Here is a 19,109-nt window from a genome sequence, read left to right as displayed (position 1 = left end):
CCCGGCCTCGAAATAAGCAGTCCATGGCCGCTTATGGTGCTCCCTTCCTGTCCGATCACGCCCTCTTGCAACAGATAAGCGGCTCAAGGCCGCTTATCTGGGCCTGATGCGACGATTCGACAAGGATAAGCGGCTCAGGGCCGCTTATCCGGACGCAGCCCCGGGGCGATGCGGCCCAAAGCCACAGGTTCGCGCCGAATAGGCAGCCAGGCGGCGATTATGGCACTCCCTTCCTGTCCGATCACGCTGTCTCGCGACCCAACGCAGCGGATGCGCGGCCATCGAGCGAATAAGCGGCTCGGAGACGCTTATTCGGGAGAAGGCGGCGGCCCGGCCTCGAAATAAGCAGTCCATGGCCGCTTATGGTGCTCCCTTCCCGTCCGATCACGCCCTCTTGCAACAGATAAGCGGCTCAAGGCCGCTTATCCGGACGCAGCCCCGGCACGAACCACCGGCCCTCCGCCGCAACCCGCCCGCAACCCGCCTACGGCCGGGCGGGCCCCATCACGGGAGACCGAGGCGGCGGTGGGCTTCGGCGGGATCGTAGACCGCCCGTGCGCCGCCGATGAGGGGCGGGCGCGTCTTGGCGAGCGTGATGTGGGCCTTGCCGATTTCGCGCAGCCGCCCGCGCAAGGGTACGGCGACCGGCTTGAGGTGCATGCCAATCAGCGTGTCGCCGATATCGATGCCGGCGTCTGCGGCGACATGGGCGACGAGGGCGGGATCCGGCAAGGCCGCGTACGCGGCGGCTGCGACGGCGCCGCCGGCGCCGGGGACGGGGATGGCGGTGACCTCCGTGAGGTGGGAGCGGGTGGCGACGGCGCGATCGACGACCAAGCTCCGGTTCAAGTGCTCACAGCACTGAAAAGCGACGTCGCAGCCGACGTGGCGGGCGAACGTGAGGACGACGTCCACGATCGCGCGGCCCACGTCCATGGATGTGCTGGTGCCGATCCGCTCGCCCATGACCTCGCTCGTCGACGCGCCAACGACCAACAGGCTGCCTTGGCGCAGTTGCGCGGCAGCCTGCAGGTCCTCCAAAACCATGGCGAGTTGCTGGCGTATCGTCGATTCGTCAAAGTCCACTGCTGCCACGGCAATCCCTCCTCTTAGTCGGTGTGAAGTTTGGTGAAGGCGAGATCGATCATCTTCTCCAAAGACGCCGCGCACGCCTCGTAGGCTTCCGGTGAACCGCCGAATGGATCCGCCACATCGCACTCGGGTTCGCCGACGAAGGATGTCAAGGTGTGAATCTTGCTTGCGGCGTGCGGATACTGGCGGATCAGTTCCTCGCGATGGCTGTTGGCCATGGTCAGGATGAGATCCGATGTATCAATCAACTCCGGCGTCACGCGCTTGGAGGCATGTTTCTGGACAACGATATGCCGACGAATCAGCGCGTCTGTCGCGTAGTCCGTCATCGGCTGACCGGCCCCGGCGTACAGGCCGGCCGAGTCGATCTCCCACGGCAGCCCTGCCTCCGCGACACGGTGGCGCATCATCGCCGCGGCCATCGGACTGCGGCATGTGTTCCCTGTACATACAAACAGGATTTTCATCGTTTATGTCACCTTTGCCCGCATTCTGTATTCCCTAGTATAGCTCCCCACAAATCTTGGATGCAATTTGGCAAGCTTGGGGCGTCACGCGGATGGAGGACTCGTCAATGTCACTTACATGGCATGTACATGGCATTGAACATGCCGTTTACATCAGGAAGCCGATGCCGCAGCCAATCAAGACGACTGCGCCCAGCAGTTCGCCGTATCGGCCGATCGCGCTGCCGAAACGCTTGCCAATCACGAGGCCGACGCCGCACATGAGCGTGCTGACGAAGCCGAAGGAAACGGCCGATACAGCGCCGTACGTGGCGCTTCGCAAACCAAGGCTGAAACCCACCGAGAGCGCATCGATGGAAACGCTCGCGGAAAAGAGCACCATGGACAACAGATTGTCGACAACCCGGACCCGCTCTTCCTTGCCGAAGAGCGTCGTGTAGCCCATGTGCAGGCCGAGGCCAATAATCAACGCCGCACCGAACCAAGTCGCGATGTGGCCGAGGTATTGCCCGATGAAATCGCCAAAACCGAGCCCCAGAAAGGTGAAGACTACATGAAACAGGCCGATGCAGATGCACAACTGCAGCGCGGTCCGGCGGGAGATGGTGCCGAGTCCAATGCCAATGCTCAACGACAACGAATCCATGCCTAGCGCGAAGGCCATCATGAATATTTCGACGAGATCGTGAACGTGTGCCAGCCGAGACGCCCCCTTTATAGGACTAGTCCAATGTGTATGCGATGCCCGGACAGGCATGCATAAAAAGAACCGTTTTGAAACACGCTTCTCCGTGTGTGATATGGTCTTTTTTGGGAGGATTCTTGGCATGCGACACCCCGTCAAAAAAACGCTGCTCGCGTGCGTGATGATCCTGCCCGCGATCGCGATGGATGGCTGCGCACCACAGCATCCTGAGTCGCAGAATGCCGCGATCGCGAACGGGACTGGCGCCTTCGCATCGATGGTAAGCGCTGGACCAACCTTGCGCGGCCCTGTCCGGATGGTGGCTGTGCTTGACGCCAAACGTCTGCCTTCCGGGACCGTGCAATTGACGACAGAAAGCCAAAAGGATTCGGCGGTTGGAGAAAACGTCGTGGACTTGGCCAGTCCTGACGGCGTGTCGAACTTTGTCGCGAGCCGCTTTCCGAACGCGGTGATCCATGAAGTCGACGTGATGGACGAGTCAGGCCGCGCCATTCTAAAAATGTGGCCGTCGTCAGTCAATCAAGTGTCGACTTCGGTGAACGCGTCTGGGACGACATTCGCCCTTGGGCACACGCTCGCGGTGCCACCGCCGGGCGTCGTGCTGGATGGACAAGTGACGCCGCGCGCGGGCAAGAACGCGACTGAATCGGACAAGACGGACGCGGTGCTCAACGTGGCGGCGGAACAACTTGGAGCGCCATTCGTCTGGGGACATACCAAGGATCGAGGACAGCGCGGCTTTGACGCGGGCAATTTTGTCGCGTACGTGTACCGCCACGCGCTGGGCTACGACATGAGTGGAAACACCAACGCACAATGGGATACGGTTGGTGTCAGCGTGCCGACATGGGATCTGCGGCCAGGCGATCTCCTGTTTTTCGACAACGGCGCACATGTTGGCATCTATTGCGGCGACGACGAAATGTACCAGTGCGGCGGCGGAACCGGCAAAGTCTCAAAGATTTCGATAGGTCCCGACAGCGATTGGGGCAAGCGGCTCGACAGCGTGCGCCGAATGTACTAAAAACGCACAATCCGGATCTCGCATTGTCCCTGTTGATGAGAGATAATAGAGACAAATCGACAACAAGGCGGTGCGCAGAGTTTGGACAAGCAGCAAATACGACAAAACGGTATCTACGCCGCTGTCGCCGCAATCGTCATCGGGAGTTGCGTGTTCGTCTTCGTCGATCAACCGACTGGTTCAGCGCAGGTGATCAGCCCAGCGACGATAACCTCGCTGGACAATTCGACAAACACGGTCTCAAACACTTCGTCCAACGCTTCGTCGAACACGTCGAGCAAAGCAGTCGCGTTGGTTCCTACGACCGAGCCCGTATGGTCTCCGAACGAAACCATTGCGGACGCGCCCAATCCGCTGTTGAGTCCGGTATCGACAAGCTCCGGTTCAAGCGGTTCTAGCACATCTAGTTCCGAAACATCAGGCAGTTCCTCAGGCAGTTCGGAAGACGGTTCCGGCTCAAGCGGCGGATCAAGCAGCGGGTCAGAGTATGCCGGCGGAAGTTCATCCAGTTCGACCACGGGAACAGAGTCGGGATCCGGATCGGGATCGACAGGGACATCGACTACCAACTCGTCCAGCGAGTCAACGGGGAATGGAACCTCCGCGTCAAGTTCGAATGATACGTCGTCCTCTTCCGGCGCTGGCAGCCAGAACGCCTCCAATACGTCTGAAACGTCTGGCTATGGAGAGAATGGCACAGGATCGGGAGCAGCGACGGGATCAGGTACGAGTTCTGGCACGAACGGCGGATCGCCGTCGAACAATACATCCGCAACCGGATCGGGCAACGGCAGCGCACCATCTTCAGGAACGGGTTCCTCGACGTCGGGAGGTTCTGGATCGACGGGATCGACTGGCTCTACAGCCAATTCGACCTGGACCAATTCGTCCGGCTCGACACAATCGGGATCAGGGAGCAGCTTCAGTTCGAATAGTTCGGGAGCTGGTGCCGGAACTGGTTCTGGATCGACATCGACCGGCTCGACGGCGAGTTCGTCACCTGGGGTCATCACCTTGAACGGCAAATCGACAAACCAAACCGTCAACTGACGGACAATCAGAAATGGCGGAAGAGAGCCGTATTCGGCCCCCTTCCGCCACCTTACAATCATTCATCTATGTTCAAACCCCGAGTGATATTTCACTCAAGCGGATGTGCGTTGATTCTTCTTGGCTGCGGCCAAATACTCCTCAGCTTCCTTGTTGTCTTGGTGGACCAGTTTTTCCATTCGGCTGTTTCCAATCAACAAGGCACAACCAACGACAAGCACCAACGCAATCGTGACAATCTCGAGTCCCAACATCATGGCTATCATCTCCCGTTCATTACTTGCCGTGCACTAGGTATTATATCGGGATAGCCGGATGTCGTCCTGGATTGTAAGCGCGTTCGGATGAGTTGTCGCAGTTTGTTCGAATGCCCGCCTAATTTCCGTCATAATTTTTCAATATCCTACCAACACAACCCGACCCTCTGCGGCTTTCTGGAGGCGATTCATCACCGCGGTCCCGATGCCGTGGGCGGGATCGACACCATACACGAGCACATCTGTCGCCTCCGCTCTGTCAAACCTGCGAAGCAACTGATACAACGAGCGCGCGAGTTCCGCACTGTAATCGTCGGGCGGCAGCGCGCCGAGACGATCAGAAGGCATATGGATTTCATAGCGACTCAAAAAATCCCGCGGCGCGATGATGGCGGGCCGCATCTGCGGCCAGGGCCGACCGTCTTCGTCGAGCATGAATTCGCGCATGGCCGCGTAGATGGCTTCTTCCTCGCCCCACCAGACGTGCACCTTGGCGTCCGGCGCGTAGTGACGGTATTTCATGCCTGGTGCGAGCGGTGCGCCAGCGGGATCGAACAAGTGCCTGTCAAACACGACAGGGATGTCGATGACGCTGGCCAACATCTCTTGCGTGACGCCGCCCGGGCGAAGAATCACGGCGCGCTCTTCCTCGACAAGCAGCACAGTCGACTCGACGCCAAGCGCACACTCGCCGCCGTCGACCAACCAATCGATGTGCTCCGCCAAGTCCTCCGCGACATCGTCCGCCGTGGTTGGACTCGGCTTGCCGGACACGTTGGCGCTGGGGGCGGCCACAGGCACTTGCGCCTGTGCTATCAACGCCCTCGCGACCGCTCCCTGCGGCATGCGAACGCCAACCAAGTCGCGGCCCGGATGGACGGATGGCGCAATGTGCTCGCCTGCGGGAAACAGGATGGTCAACGGCCCGGGCCAAAATTGGTCGATCAACCGCCGCTCCGTGCCTCCCAAGCGATAATCGGACGGCAGCAGGCCATCGAGATCGTTCAAACTGGCGATATGGACGATCAGCGGATTGTCAACAGGACGGCGCTTCGCCGCAAAGATGCGGCACACCGCCGTCTCGTCGAAAGCATTTGCGCCAAGCCCGTACACAGTCTCCGTGGGAAACGCCACAAGCCCGCCTTGGCGCAAGGACATGCCCGGATCAGCCAACGATTTCGCCAGAGCGTCTGGGTCATCATTCGGATTGACGAAACAACGTCTCATCGTACATCCTCCTCATCGGAACAAGCCTCGAATCGCCTTGATCAACTCTTCACCGTGATCGACCGACCACATACGGACTTGCACGGATTGCTTGGTCCCGTCCGCCGCCTCCACCTGGATGGTTTCCAGCGGCGGCAAGTCTGGGAAGCTACCGGTGTTAGGAACGGCGTCCCCTTCCGTGATGTCGATGAAGCACAAGGGCGGGTAGAGCACGCACCACCAATTGGCGCCTTGCCCCTTGCCAATCACCAGGCGCAACGCCTCATAGTTTCCCGCAGGATAGACCGTATTACCATAGATCTTCGTTGGAAAGGGAACTTTTCCTACCTCTGCCGAAATCGGCTCGTACACGCCGTGCTGATGTTCAACGGTTTCCGCAAGCTGTTGAAGCTGCGGAACATGCGCCTCGACAATCGCCTTGGCCTGTGCTTCGGAGGTTGCATTTTTGACCAGCCCGCCGACTTCCTCGATGATGGCATCGCGAATGTCCAGCTTCAATTGCTGATCCGCCGGGCTGTCGCTGTTCGCGATGATCCGAAGGCGCAGGGCGTCCTGCGGAATCACGCCCGTATGCGGCGTCGCCACGCCGTGGATCAAGTCATCGTCCGTCTGCGCATCCACCGGATGCGACAGCATCGTCCTGCCGACACCAATCACCAGACCCGCCACACCAAGGAACACCATCCAGCGCTTCGAAATCTTCATCGAACATCCCTCCTGCCATCTCTAGCAGCAGTATGCTCAGAGACTAGCAGGCTTAAACCTGATTGATAGAAGATTTGATAGAGCGAGAATGATGGGGCCAAGCCCTGTGATTGGAGCCTACGATCTCGCCACCGCAACAACCCGAGCGACGTCCCGCAGATCGCGATAGATTTCCACCTGGAACGCACGCCACGCATCCGCGGAGAACAAGTCCGCGACCGATTGCCCCTGGTGATCTCCCACTTCCATCAGGAACGCGGCCGGACCGTCCGCGAATATGGCCGGCCCCAAATTGGCGAAAGCCCGGTAAAAGTCGAGTCCGTCGTCTCCGCCGTACAAGGCCATGCGCGGTTCGTAGTCCCGCACGGAGACGTCCAAGGCTGCCAATTCGTCCGAAGCTATGTACGGCGGATTGGAGACGATGAGATTGGGCCGATACCTTTGCCCCTTCGCCGCAGCCAACCAAGCGACGGCGTCCGCCTGCACCCAATCCACCTTCGCCGACAGCCGTTCGGCGTTGGCCCGAGCGATGCCCAAGGCTTCCGCCGACAAGTCGATCCCGACCACGCGTGCGGCCGGAGACTCGAGTGCCAGCGTGATCGCGATGCAGCCAGAGCCTGTGCCGACGTCGATCACGAAGCCGTCGGGCCGCCTCAGGTTCAGCCAGCGAAGCGCTCTGTCCACCAGCGTTTCCGTGTCCGGGCGCGGGATCAGACAGCCAGGCCGCACCGCGAACGGCCGGCCAAAGAAGTACGCTTCGCCTAGGACATACGCCAGTGGTTCGCCGTCGCAGCGGCGGGTTGCGAGGTCATGAACCGCCTGCAAGACGTCCTGCGGCGGCGGATCCGACAATCGCTGGAGCAGTTGCAGCCGGGAGATTTGAAGCACGTGGCAGAGGATCGCTTCGGATTCGGCTTGCGCCTGATGGCGGCGTTCGTCGGGTCCCAGCGCGCAGAGCGGCCCCGCTTGCTCGATGCGATTGGCAAGCTGGCGGATCAGTTGCGCGTACATTACGCTTCTGCCGCCTTCTCGAGCAGCGTCGCCCGATCCGCCACAATCAGCCCCTGCACCAATTCTTCCAGATCGCCGTTCAGCACGGCTTCCAGGCGATGCAAAGTCAGCCCAATGCGGTGATCTGTCACGCGGCTTTGTGGAAAGTTGTACGTGCGAATTCGCTCGCTCCGATCTCCCGTGCCGACCTGACTCTTCCGAGACGCCGCCTGTTCCTCCTGCTGCTCCCGCTGATACTTCTCAAACAGGCGGGCGCGCAGCACCTTCATCGCCTTCTCGCGGTTCTTGATCTGCGACTTTTCGTCCTGGCAGGAGACGACGATGCCCGTCGGAATGTGCGTGATGCGCACAGCCGACTGCGTCGTGTTGACGCTTTGACCGCCTGGGCCAGTCGAACAAAACGTGTCGATCCGGATGTCTTTCTCGTTGATATCGACTTCAACTTCTTCGACTTCAGGCAGCACCGCCACGGTCGCTGTCGACGTGTGGATACGTCCGCCGGATTCGGTCACTGGAACGCGCTGCACCCTGTGTGTTCCACTTTCGAATTTGAGTTTGGAAAAAGCGCCCTTGCCTTGAACAGACATCGTCACTTCGCGGAAGCCGCCCATATCGGTGTAATTCGCGTCAATGACTTCTGTCCGCCAGCCGTTTTCCTCCGCATACCGCTGGTACATCCGAAGCAGCGTACCCGCGAACAACGCCGCTTCTTCGCCGCCCGCGGCAGCCCGGATTTCCACAAAGACGTTCTTGTCGTCGTTCGGATCCTTTGGCAAGAGCAGAATCTGCAGCCTTTCCTCAAGCAACGCGCGACGTTCGTTCAACGAGTCAAGTTCAGCCCGTACGAATTCCCTCATGTCGTCGTCGAGCTTTTCCAGCAGCATCGCTTTGGCCTCTTCGGCGGCGTTCTGGACGTCCTTCCATTCGCGATACGCCTGAACGATCTCCTCCAGATCCGATTGCTCCTTGGCATACGTCCGCAACCGATTTGGATCGGACACGACTTCAGGATCGCACAGCAGGCCGCTCAATTGATTGTACCGCTGCTCGATGGCCGCCAAGCGATCAAACATCGCCATCACCTCCAATTCCATGACAAAAAAGCCAAAGTTGGCCACATCCAACCGCGCCACGCTCCAGAGCGGAAACAGCGAAATGCGACCAACTATGGCTTTGTCTGTACCCTGCCCATTACTGAGCTTGGGTCTGAATTCCGTACTTCTTGTTGAACCTGTCGACCCGGCCGCCAGCGTCGATCAACTTTTGCTTGCCCGTGTAGAACGGATGGCACTTCGAACAGATTTCAACGCGAATGCTGTCCTTGGTCGATCCGGTCTGGAACGTTTCACCGCAAGCGCAAGTTACGGTCACTGTATGGTAGGACGGATGAATGTCCGCTTTCATTGAATTCACTCCCATCACTTAAAGACACTGTTTTGTATTATAGCAGATATCTGCGCATCTGTCACGCATCATCATCGTCCCCAAAATATTTATCGGCGATTCATACAATGTGACTCGAAATTTCACTGGATAATATTGCCTTACCATCCAATGCCGCATACGCTTAGGTTGTACAACCACATTGTACTTCAATCCAGAAAGGGGACGATCTCACTGAACAAACAGCGCGCACTTGCATTGCTTGCTGGAATCGGAACGCTCATCACCATCGCCACACCCGTCTACGCGAACACAACTGCAGGCGGGACGACCGCAGCCAATCAGCCTGCTTCGGCAACGGTTCAACAAGCCGCCAGCCCGAACTTCGGCTTTCTGCCTCCGGATCCAATCGACGAAGAGGACGAATAAGCCTTCCACCTTCCCGCTCTCTGCACAGATTGCCCCCGGTTGCGACTGCCCTCGCAACCGGGGGCTTTTTGTCAGGTGGTCGCACTCACAGGCGCCGTAGGCGAGGCTGGCGGATTCGCCGGCTTCTTTTCGCGATTCAAGGAAAGGCTCTCGAGGAATTCCTTGTTGGTCTTATAGTGCTTAAACTTGCGGAGGAACATCTCGGTAAAGTCCGGATTGTCGCCCATCGACTTGCGGATGGCCCACATTTTCTCGAGCTCGTCTTTGGACAACAAGGCTTCCTCGCGCCGTGTGCCGGAGCGGCGAATGTCGAGCGATGGGAAGATGCGCTTCTCCGCCAGTTTCCTGTCCAAATGCAATTCCATGTTGCCGGTGCCCTTAAATTCCTCGTAAATCACATCATCCATACGCGATCCGGTGTCGATCAACGCGGTGGCGAGAATCGTCAGGCTGCCGCCCTCCTCGACGTTGCGCGCGGAACCAAAGAACCGTTTGGGGCGGTGGAACGCGGCGGGATCGATACCACCTGACAACGTGCGGCCGGATGGCGGAACAACCAGGTTGTACGCGCGGGCCAAGCGCGTGATGCTGTCCATCAGGATGATCACGTTCTGCCCGTGCTCGACGAGGCGCAAAGCGCGTTCCAGGACGAGTTCAGACACCTTGATGTGGTTCTCAGGCAGCTCGTCAAACGTGGAGGCGACCACCTCCGCCTTGACGGATCTCTGCATGTCCGTCACTTCTTCAGGACGTTCATCGATGAGCAAGACAAACATATGAACATCAGGGTAATTCGTCGCAATGCTGTTGGCAATCTCCTTCAACAGAACCGTCTTGCCGGCTTTGGGAGGCGCAACGATGAGTCCGCGTTGGCCGAAGCCAATCGGCGCAAACAGGTCAATCAACCTTGTCGCGATGCGATCCGGCTCAGTCTCCGTAACAATGCGTTCCGTCGGGAAGAGTGGCGTGAGCGCCGGGAAGTGCAATCGTTCGGCGGCAACGTCGGGGCTGTACCCATTCACCGCTTCCACATGGAGCAGGCCAAAATACCGTTCATTCTCCTTGGGCGGCCTTACCTTGCCCGTGACCAAGTCACCTGTGCGCAGGTCAAAACGACGAATCTGCGACGCTGCCACATAGATGTCCTCTTGGCTCGGGAGATATCCGACTGGTCTTAAAAAACCGTAGCCGTCTGGCATGATCTCCAGCACGCCAGCCGCGAGCATCAACCCATCCTTTTCTGCCTGCGCTTTCAAAATGGCGAAAATGAGTTCCTTCTTCTTTAATGTCCCATAATACGGAATTTGAAACTCTTTCGCATACTTGTAGAGCTCCGTCAATTTTTTCTCTTCTAGTTCCTTAATATCCAAGCTGTTCCCCCACAATCTGTTCGTGCGATCTTGCTTTGGCACATCAACGTCCATAAACAACCACGTGAAAATGAGCGGTTATCTCAGTCAATTTGAATTCACTCGCGCTGGGAAGTCAAAATATCTGTCGATGAGGCGTGGCACGTCACTCATTCACGATTTGTCTTCCAGTTACGTCTCTACAGGAAACGGGATGAGAGAGGTTGTTTTGGTGCTCATGTGAACATCGAGCACAGAAGGTTTCAATCTGTTTCAGTTTATGGTACGCATCCGCGAAATCAGATATGTGATCAGTATAGTTGTAGCTTCCTCTGGTTACAAGTGAAATTTGCTTAAGAAACAGGATTCCCCGGCAAAATGATCCGTAAACCACCTTACCCCTTCTGCAGCGTGTCCCAGTCGGCCAGATATCGTTCAATACCGCGATCCGTCAACGGATGCTTCACCATCTGTTCAAACACAAGATACGGCAAAGTCGCGATGTGCGCGCCGGCCTTGGCGGCCTGTGACACGTGAATGGGGTGGCGAATGCTCGCCGCAATCACCTCTGTGGCAATACCGTGTATACCGAAGATGCGACCGATCTCGGCGATCAGTTCGACCCCATCCACACTGATATCATCAAGCCGACCGATAAACGGCGACACGAAAGCCGCTCCTGCGCGAGCAGCCAACAACGCTTGATTCGCGCTGAAGATCAACGTCACTGCGGTTCGAACGCCTTGCGCGGCAAGCCGATGAACCGCCTTCATGCCTTCGATAGTCATGGGAACTTTGATGACGATGTTCTTATGTATTGCAGCCAAGGAAAGCGCTTCTTCCACCATACCCACCGCATCCAGGCTGACGACTTCGACCACAATGGGCCCGTCGACAACGCCCGCAATGTCTTGCAAAACTTCGACCGCGCTCTTCGGCCTTTTGGCAAACATGCGGTGATTTGTCGTCACGCCACTCAGGACGCCCATTGCAGCCACGCGTCTGATGTCATCGATGTCGGCCGTATCGATAAAAAACTTCAGAACCGTCACCCTCTCACACCCAGGACTGCGGCACTGCCTACGTCTCCAACTGTTCTTTGACCGCCTTGCGAAGCTCATCGATGTCGAACGGTTTCGTGAAGTGCGCGATGGCGCCCATCTCCATCGCTTCGTGGATTAAATCCAATTCGCCGTAGGCGGTCATCATGATGACCTTGGTGTCCACGTCGAGCTTGCGGATGTTGCGCAAAATTTCCAGCCCATCCATACCGGGAATTTTCATGTCAAGCAGAATCAGATCTGGATCGTCGCGCTGAACAATTTCCAGTGCAGTTTCGCCATTTGGTGCTTGGAAAACTTCGTATCCTTCTCGTTGCAAAACCTCTTGGAGAAGAACTCTGATGCCGAACTGGTCATCGACGACCAGCACCTTGTAAGCCATTGGATACACCCTCTTCTCAACCATCAACACTGGCACGAATAGTTGGTATGTTCGGCACGAACAGTTCAGAATCCTTTAACCAGTTATCCAATTGTGTAAGAGGGTGCATCAGATGGTAAATAGCACTGGATCGACAATTTAGTTGGACTCCGTCAGACCCTGATACTGCAAGCTCGCCGTCACAAACTCGCGGAACAGCGGCTGTGCCCGGTTCGGTCGAGACTTGAACTCGGGATGGAATTGAACGCCAACAAACCACCGATGCCCTGGGATTTCGACAATCTCCACCAAGCGTCCGTCGGGAGACGTACCGGTAATGGACAGGCCATGTTTTTCTAGTGTTTCCCGGAAGTCGTTGTTGAATTCGTAGCGATGGCGGTGGCGTTCGGAAATCCACTCGGTTTGATACGCCGCCTTCGCCCACGAGTCCTCGCGCAAACGGCAAGGGTACGAGCCAAGGCGCATCGTGCCGCCTTTGTCTTCGACTTCCTTCTGTTCCGGCAGGATGTCGATGACCGGGAACGGCGTCGCGGGATCGATCTCGCTCGTGTGCGCGCCTTCCATCCCTGCCACATGTCTGGCGTACTCGATCACGGCGATCTGCATGCCCAAACAGATCCCGAAGTACGGGATGTTGCGTTCGCGCGCGTAGCGGCAGGCGATGATCTTGCCTTCAATGCCGCGATCGCCAAAGCCGCCCGGCACCAAAATGCCGGAGACCCCTTTCAACAGCTCGTCCACATTGCTTTCCGTGACATCCTCCGAATGGACCCATCGGATGTCGACGTGGGTGTCGTTTTCGAACCCTCCGTGATGGAGCGCCGCAATCACGCTGGCGTACGCGTCAGGCAATGCGACATATTTGCCGACTACAGCGATTTCCACCCGCCGGTGCATCCGTTTAATGCGCTCGACCATGCGTTCCCACTCGGCCATGTCGGCAGGCGGCGCTTCCATGCCAAAGTGGCGAAGAACGATGTCGTCCAGCCCTTCTTCGCGGAGCGCAAGCGGCACTTCGTAGAGAACATCCGCGTCCCGCGCTTCAATCACACTGTCTTCGTCCGTATCGCAGAACAGCGCGATCTTGCGCTTCACATCGTCGCTCAGCGGAACTTCGGTTCGGCAGACGATGACGTTGGGGCTGATGCCGATGCTGCGCAACGACGCCACACTGTGCTGCGTCGGCTTCGTCTTGACTTCGCTCGCCATGCGCAAATACGGAATCAGCGTCACGTGAATGTAGAGGACGTTGTTGCGGCCAACCTCGCCCTTCATCTCGCGAATCGCCTCGAGAAACGGCTGGCTCTCGATGTCGCCCACCGTCCCGCCGATTTCCGTGATGACGATATCTGTTTCCGGAGTCGCCGCGTTCATGATTCGCTCTTTGATTTCATTGGTTACGTGCGGTATCACCTGCACAGTCGCACCTAGGTAGTCGCCGCGGCGCTCCTTTTGAATCACCGACCAATAAATTCGGCCGCTCGTAACGTTGTTCGCCTGGCTTAGGTTGTTGTCGATGAACCGCTCGTAGTGGCCCAAGTCCAGATCCGTCTCGGCGCCGTCATCCGTGACAAACACCTCACCGTGTTGGTATGGGCTCATCGTCCCTGGATCGACGTTGATGTAGGGATCGAACTTTTGAATCGTGACGTTCAGTCCCCGATTCTTCAACAAACGGCCAAGGCTCGCGGCCGTAATCCCTTTTCCCAATCCAGAAACCACTCCGCCAGTGACGAAGATATATTTCGTGCTCATGGAACGCGTCCTCCTCAAATCTGTTGCCTGCGGCCAGGCCAATCAAACACACAAAAACAGCGTTCCGGATGTATCCAGAACGCGGTTGGAAGCGGGCGAAGAGAGATCAGTCCTCTTCTTCCTCTTCGTCTTCCTCATCCTCGTCGAACAACGGCTCTTCTTCAAACTCTTCGTCTTCATCAAGGGCATCTTCGGTATCTTCTTCTTCTTCATCGACCGCTGCGTCGAATTCCGCATCTTCTTCCGTATCGACCGCGCCGAAGACCTCGTCTTCATCGAGCTCGTCGACGTCCTCTTCAAACTCTTCTTCGTCCTCGTCGTCGTCGCCGAATGCGTCTCCTGTTTTACGGACAAATTTCTTCGTGTTCGTTCGTTCGTTCGCACGATCCGTCGGATACCACCGATTGAGTCCCCAAACGTTTTGTCCGATGCAGACAAAACGACCGTCCACGTTAATTTCGGTAAACACGCGGGCAATGACTTCCGCGACCTCGTCGTCGGTCATTTTCCGGAGCGCCTGAATTTCTTTCATGATGTCACGAAAGTAAAGCGGCTCTTTATGTGCCCGGAGAATTTCATAAACCAGTTCCACCAAAGGCATTTGTTGGATCTCATGATCCGGCCGCGCCAGTGAGACTGCCATTCAATGACCCTTCCCTTCTCAACGGGGTTACGCAAATCACGGTCACCCTGTAACAAATACATGGATTATAGCACAGCTCTTTTGGCCGCGCCAATGACTTCTCGCAGTTATCGTCTGGAAAAATCCGGGGCGCGTTTTTCGAGAAATGCCGCCATGCCTTCGGTTTGATCCGGCGTCGAAAACGCCAATCCAAACAGTGTGGCTTCAAGCGATTGGGCTGCCCCAACTTCCAATTCCGAGCCATCGTACACCGAGCGTTTGACGGAAGCAAGGGCCGTCTTCGGCAACGCCTTCAACCGGTTGGCAATCTGCATGCCCGTTTCATTCAGTCGTCCTGCTTGCGCGACATGCGTGACAAGACCGTAGGACAGGGCTGTGTCGGCGGAAATTTTGTCACCTGTCAGCAAGAGTTCCAACGCCCTTCCTTGTCCAATCAGTCTTGGCAATCTCACGCTCCCGCCAAACCCCGGAACAATTCCAAGTGTGACCTCGGGCTGGCCCAGCATGGCGGATTCCTCCGCGATTCGGATGTCGCAGGCCATCGCAAGTTCGAGGCCGCCGCCCAGCGCGTAGCCGTGGATCAAAGCGATGGTGGGCACAGGCAAGCGCTCCAAGGCCGTGAAGACGCGCTGTCCGAGCCGGGCGAACGCTTCGGCTTCGAGCGGCGACAATTCCTTCATCTCCGCGATATCCGCCCCCGCGGCGAACGCTTTGCCCTCACCGCGGACGATGGCCACCCGCACGTCGGAGCGTCCCATCAGCATCGCCAAACAGGCTCCCAGTTCCGACAACATGCTCCGATTGATGGCGTTGCGGGCATTGGGCCGATTGAGCGTGATCCACGCCACTTGATCTTCCACCTCAAACCGCACCGATTGCTCATTCATCACCGTTTCCTCCCTCTTCCCAGCTATCGATTGGACACCTTGACGCCAGCCGCTTCGAGACGATCCCGCAGCCGTCTCGCGAAACCTGCCGGATTCGGCCCATCGCCGTGGAGACATACCGTATCCGCCTGCAATTCGACCCGCTCTCCGGTGCGCGCTATCACCCATCCCTCGAGGACCATTTGCAGGACCTGCTCACATGCCTCGTCCTCGTCGTGAAGGACCGCGTCCGGCCGGGATCTGGGCGTGAGCGTGCCGTCCGCTTCGTAACGCCTGTCGGCAAACACCTCGTGACACACCGTCAGCCCGCAGGCTTGTCCCATCGAGGCGAGCGCGCTCCCGGACGGCGCGTATAATTTCAGCCCCGTCGACACGTCCTTGACGGCATGCGCAATGGCTTTCGCCATCTCGGCGTCCACCGCCGCCACGTTGTACAATGCGCCATGCGGCTTCACATGGTGAAGCGCCACCCCCGCCACATCCACGAAGCCGCGGAGCGCGCCGATTTGATAGACGACGTGATCGTACACTTCGTCCGGTTTCATCTTCATCTCTCGCCTGCCGAAACCTTGCCGATCCGGATAGCTCGGATGCGCGCCAATCGCCACGCCCGCGGCAACCGCAAGCTGGACCGTCGCGCGCATGACCGTCGGATCGGACGCGTGAAACCCGCACGCGACGTTGGCCGACGAAATGAGCGGCATCAGTTCGTCGTCGCAGCCGATTCGGTACGGGCCAAAACTCTCGCCCAAGTCCGCGTTGAGATCGATCGATTTCATCCAGAGCCCTCCTTAGATGTCGCCTACATGCGTCTGAATCTCCATCATCAAGGCCTTGATGGCCGCGAAGCGCCGCTTGCGAAGCTGCACCGCTTCGTCCAACGCGACGCGGGTGAAACGAAGTCTGTCGCCTGGCCGCAATTGTGCCAACACCCGAATATCCGCGCCAATCACGGTCGCGATTTTCGCATAGCCGCCGGTCGTTTGACACTCAGGCAGCAGCACGATGGGCTCGCCTGACGGCGGTACCTGGACTGTCCCCGGCACCACAGGTTCCGAGCTCATGCTGCCCGCTTGCGACGGGACGTGGCTGCCTTTCAGTCGAATGCCCATTCGATCCGATCTCCCGTCCACCACGAACGTCGACGCCCAAAAGTGCCGAACCGCGTCCGCGTCAAACAACGGGTACTGCTCGCCTTCCATCGCCCGCAGCACAACGTGGCCGTCGGCATCGACGAGATCCGGCCGGAACACGTCCGGATCGATCCGCCACGGCGTCGACACCACACTCGCCGTTTCCTGGCGCAAGCTCCGTCCGTTCGGCGGTTCCGCCGTTTGGCGAAACGGCAGCCGATCCCCGGCAGAGAGCGGCCGCCCTGCCCAGCCGCCGATCCCGAACCGCGCGAGGGTACTCGCGCTGCCAAGCACGTCGTCGACGCAGAAGCCGCCGCGGACGGACATGTACAGCCGATAGCCTGATCTGGCCGCGCCAATGCGAAGGAGACTGCCCGCCGCAATCCACAGCGGGCGTCCCACGGATACAGGTTCGTCATCCACCCACACGGAGAAGTCACCGCCGCACAAGCCGACACACACAGGCCTATCGAACCGAATCTCAGGCCCGACCCCTGTGCACTCAAGCGCCGGCGTGTTCGGCGGATTTCCGACGATCGCGTTGGCCAGCCGCATGGCGTCGAGATCCAGCGCGCCGCCGACGGTCAGCCCAAGGTTGCGATAGCCCGTCCTTCCCGCGTCCTGCAGCGTCGTGTACGCGCCAGGCCGGACGACCGTCGCAACGCCGCCAACGCCGCCAACGCCGCCTGCGTCCCCGGCGATGGAACCGCCGCGGCTCACGCCGCCCATCCGTTGAACGCGATCGCCCATCGAGGTATGTTCCACATGTCTACGCCCGAAGGAGGTCATCATATTCCTCCTTTGTCACGCGCTGAAAGCGCACCAAATCGCCCGGCTGCAGCAGCGACGGCGAACTCAGCCCCGCGTCAAACAAGCGAATCGGCGTCCTGCCGATGATCTGCCATCCACCAGGCGTCGCGAAGGAGTAGATGCCCGTCTGCCGACCGGCAATCCCGACCGATCCCGCCGCAACACACGGCCTCGGCGTCGCCTTTCGCGGCGTCGCCAAACGCGCATCCAGACCCTCTAAATATGGAAATCCCGGCGCAAAGCCAATCACGGCCACCCTGTAGACGACACCTTCGTGCAAATGAACGGCCTCCTCGACAGACAAACCGGCGCCGCGCGCGACCTCCTCAAGATCCGGCCCCAGTTCGCCACCATAGCAGACCGGAATGGTCACGATATCCTCAGCGGAGCGACGATCCAAGCCCACTGGAGCAGCTTCATCCTCCTGCGAAAAACACGCCGCTTTCGCGCGCGCCAACAGCTCGCGGGGTTCCACGGCAAGCGCGTCGTAGTGAAGTGCGACGCTGTCGTAGCCCAATGTCCATTCCAGCACGCCGAGATTTTCCCAAAAGACCACCTCCAAGCGGCGTACCAAGTGCAGCAACCTGTCCAACAATTCGGGCGCAGGCAGGCGCAACCGAATCAACAGGGCCTGATCGCCCATCCAATGAAATTCCACCTGCGATTCCGAAAGCGCGTGTGTCAAGCTCGGGTCCCCCCCATCTCGCTTCCATTCTAGCGGATCGAACAACATAATGGATGTACCACTGAAGTGGAAATCTCTCTGCCGGGAGCCTGAGCCCTATGACGCAGCCTGATTGTGAAGAACCTGAGGGGACGGATTGCGGGGATCGCGCGAAGTGCGCGGGTGGCGCGGATCGCGCCCGCTCCGGAGCGACTGTGACCGTGCTTGTCCCAGCCTACAATCGCGAACGCTATTTGTCCGACGCGATCGAATCCGTGTTGGCGCAAACGTACCCGCGGTGGAAGTGTATCGTGATCGACGACGCGTCCACGGATCAAACCCGCGAGATTGCGCTCGCTTACGCCGATTCCGATCCCCGCATCAAAGTCCTGGGACTCCCGCAAAACCGCGGGTTGGGACTCGCGCTGCAGGCCGGCCTGGAACGCGTGGCGACGCCCTACTTTGTCATTCTCGACAGCGACGATTGGCTCGCGCCCACCGCTGTCGAACACCTCTACACAGCGATGGAGGCTGCCGGCGACACGGTCTCGCTCGCGTGCGCCAACGGCGTCAACTGGCACGAATCGCCGGACGGCCAGCTCGTTCGCGGCGTTACCCAGCGCGGCCGAGCCTTCACGGATCAGTACGATTTCTTCCAATTCGGCCCCAACCTCGTACCGCGCTTTCTGCGCACCCAGACCGTTCGCGAGGTAGGCGGCTTCGAAGACGATCCCATGACCCACGGCCGCTACTTCGAGGACAAGCTGCTCTTGCTCAAGCTCATCCACGTCAGCAACTTCATCTACGTCGACGAGGATCTGTACCACATCCGGCATCACGGATCGAACATGACGCGGCCAGAGGCGAGATCGAAATTCATCGAGATCAAGCGATATTTCTACGAACAAACGATGCGAGCGTGGGGAGACGAGTACGACATCGAGTGGCACGTCCATCCGGAGGGCTGGCTGGACGTGAAGGCGCTGCACCCGAAGCAAAGGTGAGGATGGAAGGGACCGGCGGGATGGGGGCGGGTGCGATGGGGGACGGCGTGATCGGGCGGTGGCCAGCCGC

23 protein-coding genes are annotated in these 19,109 nt (G+C 58.7%); 3 read left to right on the top strand and 20 right to left on the bottom strand.

Features of this window, described 5'->3' with window-relative positions:
• Window positions 1-504: 504 nt before the first annotated feature.
• The 3 genes from AAC01S_RS15570 to AAC01S_RS15560 all read right to left on the bottom strand — a co-directional run bounded on the left by AAC01S_RS15570 (window position 505) and on the right by AAC01S_RS15560 (window position 2,190).
• Entirely contained in the window at window positions 505-1,047 is a 543-nt protein-coding gene (locus tag AAC01S_RS15570; RefSeq protein ID WP_157071222.1) for a TIGR01440 family protein, read from the bottom strand.
• 62 nt (window positions 1,048-1,109) lie between these two features.
• Window positions 1,110-1,559, bottom strand: a complete 450-nt coding sequence (locus AAC01S_RS15565; RefSeq protein WP_067624493.1) for a low molecular weight protein arginine phosphatase — start codon at window positions 1,557-1,559, stop codon at window positions 1,110-1,112.
• 148 nt (window positions 1,560-1,707) lie between these two features.
• The gene (locus tag AAC01S_RS15560) at window positions 1,708-2,190 is read right to left on the bottom strand and encodes a manganese efflux pump MntP (RefSeq protein ID WP_245630252.1); all 483 of its coding nucleotides are present in this window, start codon (window positions 2,188-2,190) and stop codon (window positions 1,708-1,710) included.
• 196 nt (window positions 2,191-2,386) lie between these two features.
• Between AAC01S_RS15560 and AAC01S_RS20000 the strand changes: the two genes are divergently transcribed.
• The gene (locus tag AAC01S_RS20000; RefSeq protein ID WP_067624490.1) at window positions 2,387-3,289 is read left to right on the top strand and encodes a C40 family peptidase; all 903 of its coding nucleotides are present in this window, start codon (window positions 2,387-2,389) and stop codon (window positions 3,287-3,289) included.
• A gap of 167 nt (window positions 3,290-3,456) precedes the next feature.
• Here AAC01S_RS20000 and AAC01S_RS15550 read toward each other — a convergent pair whose 3' ends face one another.
• The 8 genes from AAC01S_RS15550 to rpmE all read right to left on the bottom strand — a co-directional run bounded on the left by AAC01S_RS15550 (window position 3,457) and on the right by rpmE (window position 8,943).
• The gene (locus AAC01S_RS15550) at window positions 3,457-3,951 is read right to left on the bottom strand and encodes a hypothetical protein (RefSeq protein WP_067624487.1); all 495 of its coding nucleotides are present in this window, start codon (window positions 3,949-3,951) and stop codon (window positions 3,457-3,459) included.
• Between the two features lie 18 nt (window positions 3,952-3,969).
• Complete coding sequence (locus AAC01S_RS15545; protein ID WP_067624484.1) at window positions 3,970-4,401, bottom strand: hypothetical protein; 432 nt, start codon at window positions 4,399-4,401, stop codon at window positions 3,970-3,972.
• 33 nt (window positions 4,402-4,434) lie between these two features.
• Window positions 4,435-4,596 carry a hypothetical protein gene (locus AAC01S_RS19610; RefSeq protein ID WP_169794070.1) on the bottom strand — a complete coding sequence of 54 codons (162 nt, stop codon included), beginning with the start codon at window positions 4,594-4,596 and terminating at the stop codon, window positions 4,435-4,437.
• A gap of 138 nt (window positions 4,597-4,734) precedes the next feature.
• Window positions 4,735-5,823: an L-threonylcarbamoyladenylate synthase gene (locus AAC01S_RS15540; protein WP_067624481.1), complete on the bottom strand. Its 1,089-nt coding sequence runs from the start codon at window positions 5,821-5,823 to the stop codon at window positions 4,735-4,737.
• A 12-nt stretch (window positions 5,824-5,835) separates the two neighbouring features.
• Window positions 5,836-6,528 carry a stage II sporulation protein R gene (gene spoIIR, locus AAC01S_RS15535; protein ID WP_067624478.1) on the bottom strand — a complete coding sequence of 231 codons (693 nt, stop codon included), beginning with the start codon at window positions 6,526-6,528 and terminating at the stop codon, window positions 5,836-5,838.
• Window positions 6,529-6,645: 117 nt separating this feature from the next.
• Window positions 6,646-7,539, bottom strand: coding sequence for a peptide chain release factor N(5)-glutamine methyltransferase (prmC, locus tag AAC01S_RS15530; protein ID WP_067624475.1), 894 nt, complete (start codon window positions 7,537-7,539; stop codon window positions 6,646-6,648).
• On the bottom strand, window positions 7,539-8,612 hold the full coding sequence (gene prfA, locus AAC01S_RS15525) for a peptide chain release factor 1 (RefSeq protein WP_067624504.1): 1,074 nt from the start codon (window positions 8,610-8,612) through the stop codon (window positions 7,539-7,541). The genes prmC and prfA overlap by 1 nt, the downstream gene beginning before the upstream one ends.
• A 118-nt stretch (window positions 8,613-8,730) precedes the next feature.
• On the bottom strand, window positions 8,731-8,943 hold the full coding sequence (gene rpmE, locus AAC01S_RS15520) for a 50S ribosomal protein L31 (protein WP_067624472.1): 213 nt from the start codon (window positions 8,941-8,943) through the stop codon (window positions 8,731-8,733).
• Window positions 8,944-9,180: 237 nt separating this feature from the next.
• On the opposite strand from rpmE, the gene AAC01S_RS15515 reads away from it, so the two are divergent.
• Window positions 9,181-9,351, top strand: coding sequence for a hypothetical protein (locus tag AAC01S_RS15515; RefSeq protein ID WP_157071220.1), 171 nt, complete (start codon window positions 9,181-9,183; stop codon window positions 9,349-9,351).
• Between the two features lie 71 nt (window positions 9,352-9,422).
• Here AAC01S_RS15515 and rho read toward each other — a convergent pair whose 3' ends face one another.
• From rho to pxpB, 9 genes are all read right to left on the bottom strand, one after another.
• Window positions 9,423-10,721: a transcription termination factor Rho gene (rho, locus tag AAC01S_RS15510; RefSeq protein WP_067624502.1), complete on the bottom strand. Its 1,299-nt coding sequence runs from the start codon at window positions 10,719-10,721 to the stop codon at window positions 9,423-9,425.
• Window positions 10,722-11,095: 374 nt separating this feature from the next.
• Window positions 11,096-11,743 carry a fructose-6-phosphate aldolase gene (gene fsa / locus AAC01S_RS15505; RefSeq protein ID WP_067624499.1) on the bottom strand — a complete coding sequence of 216 codons (648 nt, stop codon included), beginning with the start codon at window positions 11,741-11,743 and terminating at the stop codon, window positions 11,096-11,098.
• Between the two features lie 37 nt (window positions 11,744-11,780).
• Window positions 11,781-12,143, bottom strand: a complete 363-nt coding sequence (locus tag AAC01S_RS15500; RefSeq protein WP_067624466.1) for a response regulator — start codon at window positions 12,141-12,143, stop codon at window positions 11,781-11,783.
• A 138-nt stretch (window positions 12,144-12,281) separates the two neighbouring features.
• On the bottom strand, window positions 12,282-13,898 hold the full coding sequence (gene pyrG / locus AAC01S_RS15495; protein WP_067624463.1) for a CTP synthase: 1,617 nt from the start codon (window positions 13,896-13,898) through the stop codon (window positions 12,282-12,284).
• 106 nt (window positions 13,899-14,004) lie between these two features.
• Window positions 14,005-14,541 carry a DNA-directed RNA polymerase subunit delta gene (gene rpoE / locus AAC01S_RS15490; protein WP_067624461.1) on the bottom strand — a complete coding sequence of 179 codons (537 nt, stop codon included), beginning with the start codon at window positions 14,539-14,541 and terminating at the stop codon, window positions 14,005-14,007.
• A gap of 107 nt (window positions 14,542-14,648) precedes the next feature.
• Window positions 14,649-15,428: an enoyl-CoA hydratase/isomerase family protein gene (locus AAC01S_RS15485; RefSeq protein ID WP_067624459.1), complete on the bottom strand. Its 780-nt coding sequence runs from the start codon at window positions 15,426-15,428 to the stop codon at window positions 14,649-14,651.
• 23 nt (window positions 15,429-15,451) lie between these two features.
• A complete protein-coding gene (locus AAC01S_RS15480; protein WP_067624455.1) occupies window positions 15,452-16,207 on the bottom strand; it encodes a LamB/YcsF family protein in 756 nt (251 codons plus the stop codon).
• 12 nt (window positions 16,208-16,219) lie between these two features.
• Window positions 16,220-17,350 carry a 5-oxoprolinase subunit C family protein gene (locus AAC01S_RS15475; protein ID WP_067624452.1) on the bottom strand — a complete coding sequence of 377 codons (1,131 nt, stop codon included), beginning with the start codon at window positions 17,348-17,350 and terminating at the stop codon, window positions 16,220-16,222.
• Entirely contained in the window at window positions 17,331-18,056 is a 726-nt protein-coding gene (pxpB, locus tag AAC01S_RS15470) for a 5-oxoprolinase subunit PxpB (RefSeq protein WP_245630251.1), read from the bottom strand. The genes AAC01S_RS15475 and pxpB overlap by 20 nt, the downstream gene beginning before the upstream one ends.
• 98 nt (window positions 18,057-18,154) lie before the next feature.
• On the opposite strand from pxpB, the gene AAC01S_RS15465 reads away from it, so the two are divergent.
• Window positions 18,155-19,039 (top strand): glycosyltransferase family 2 protein, encoded by an 885-nt coding sequence (locus AAC01S_RS15465; RefSeq protein ID WP_083511866.1) that lies wholly within the window; start codon window positions 18,155-18,157, stop codon window positions 19,037-19,039.
• The last annotated feature ends 70 nt before the right edge of the window (window positions 19,040-19,109 follow it).

Source organism: Alicyclobacillus acidiphilus NBRC 100859, from assembly GCF_001544355.1.
GTDB lineage: Bacteria > Bacillota > Bacilli > Alicyclobacillales > Alicyclobacillaceae > Alicyclobacillus > Alicyclobacillus acidiphilus.
Note: the sequence above shows the minus strand (reverse complement) of the source record. Positions and strands in the feature narration are given on the sequence as shown.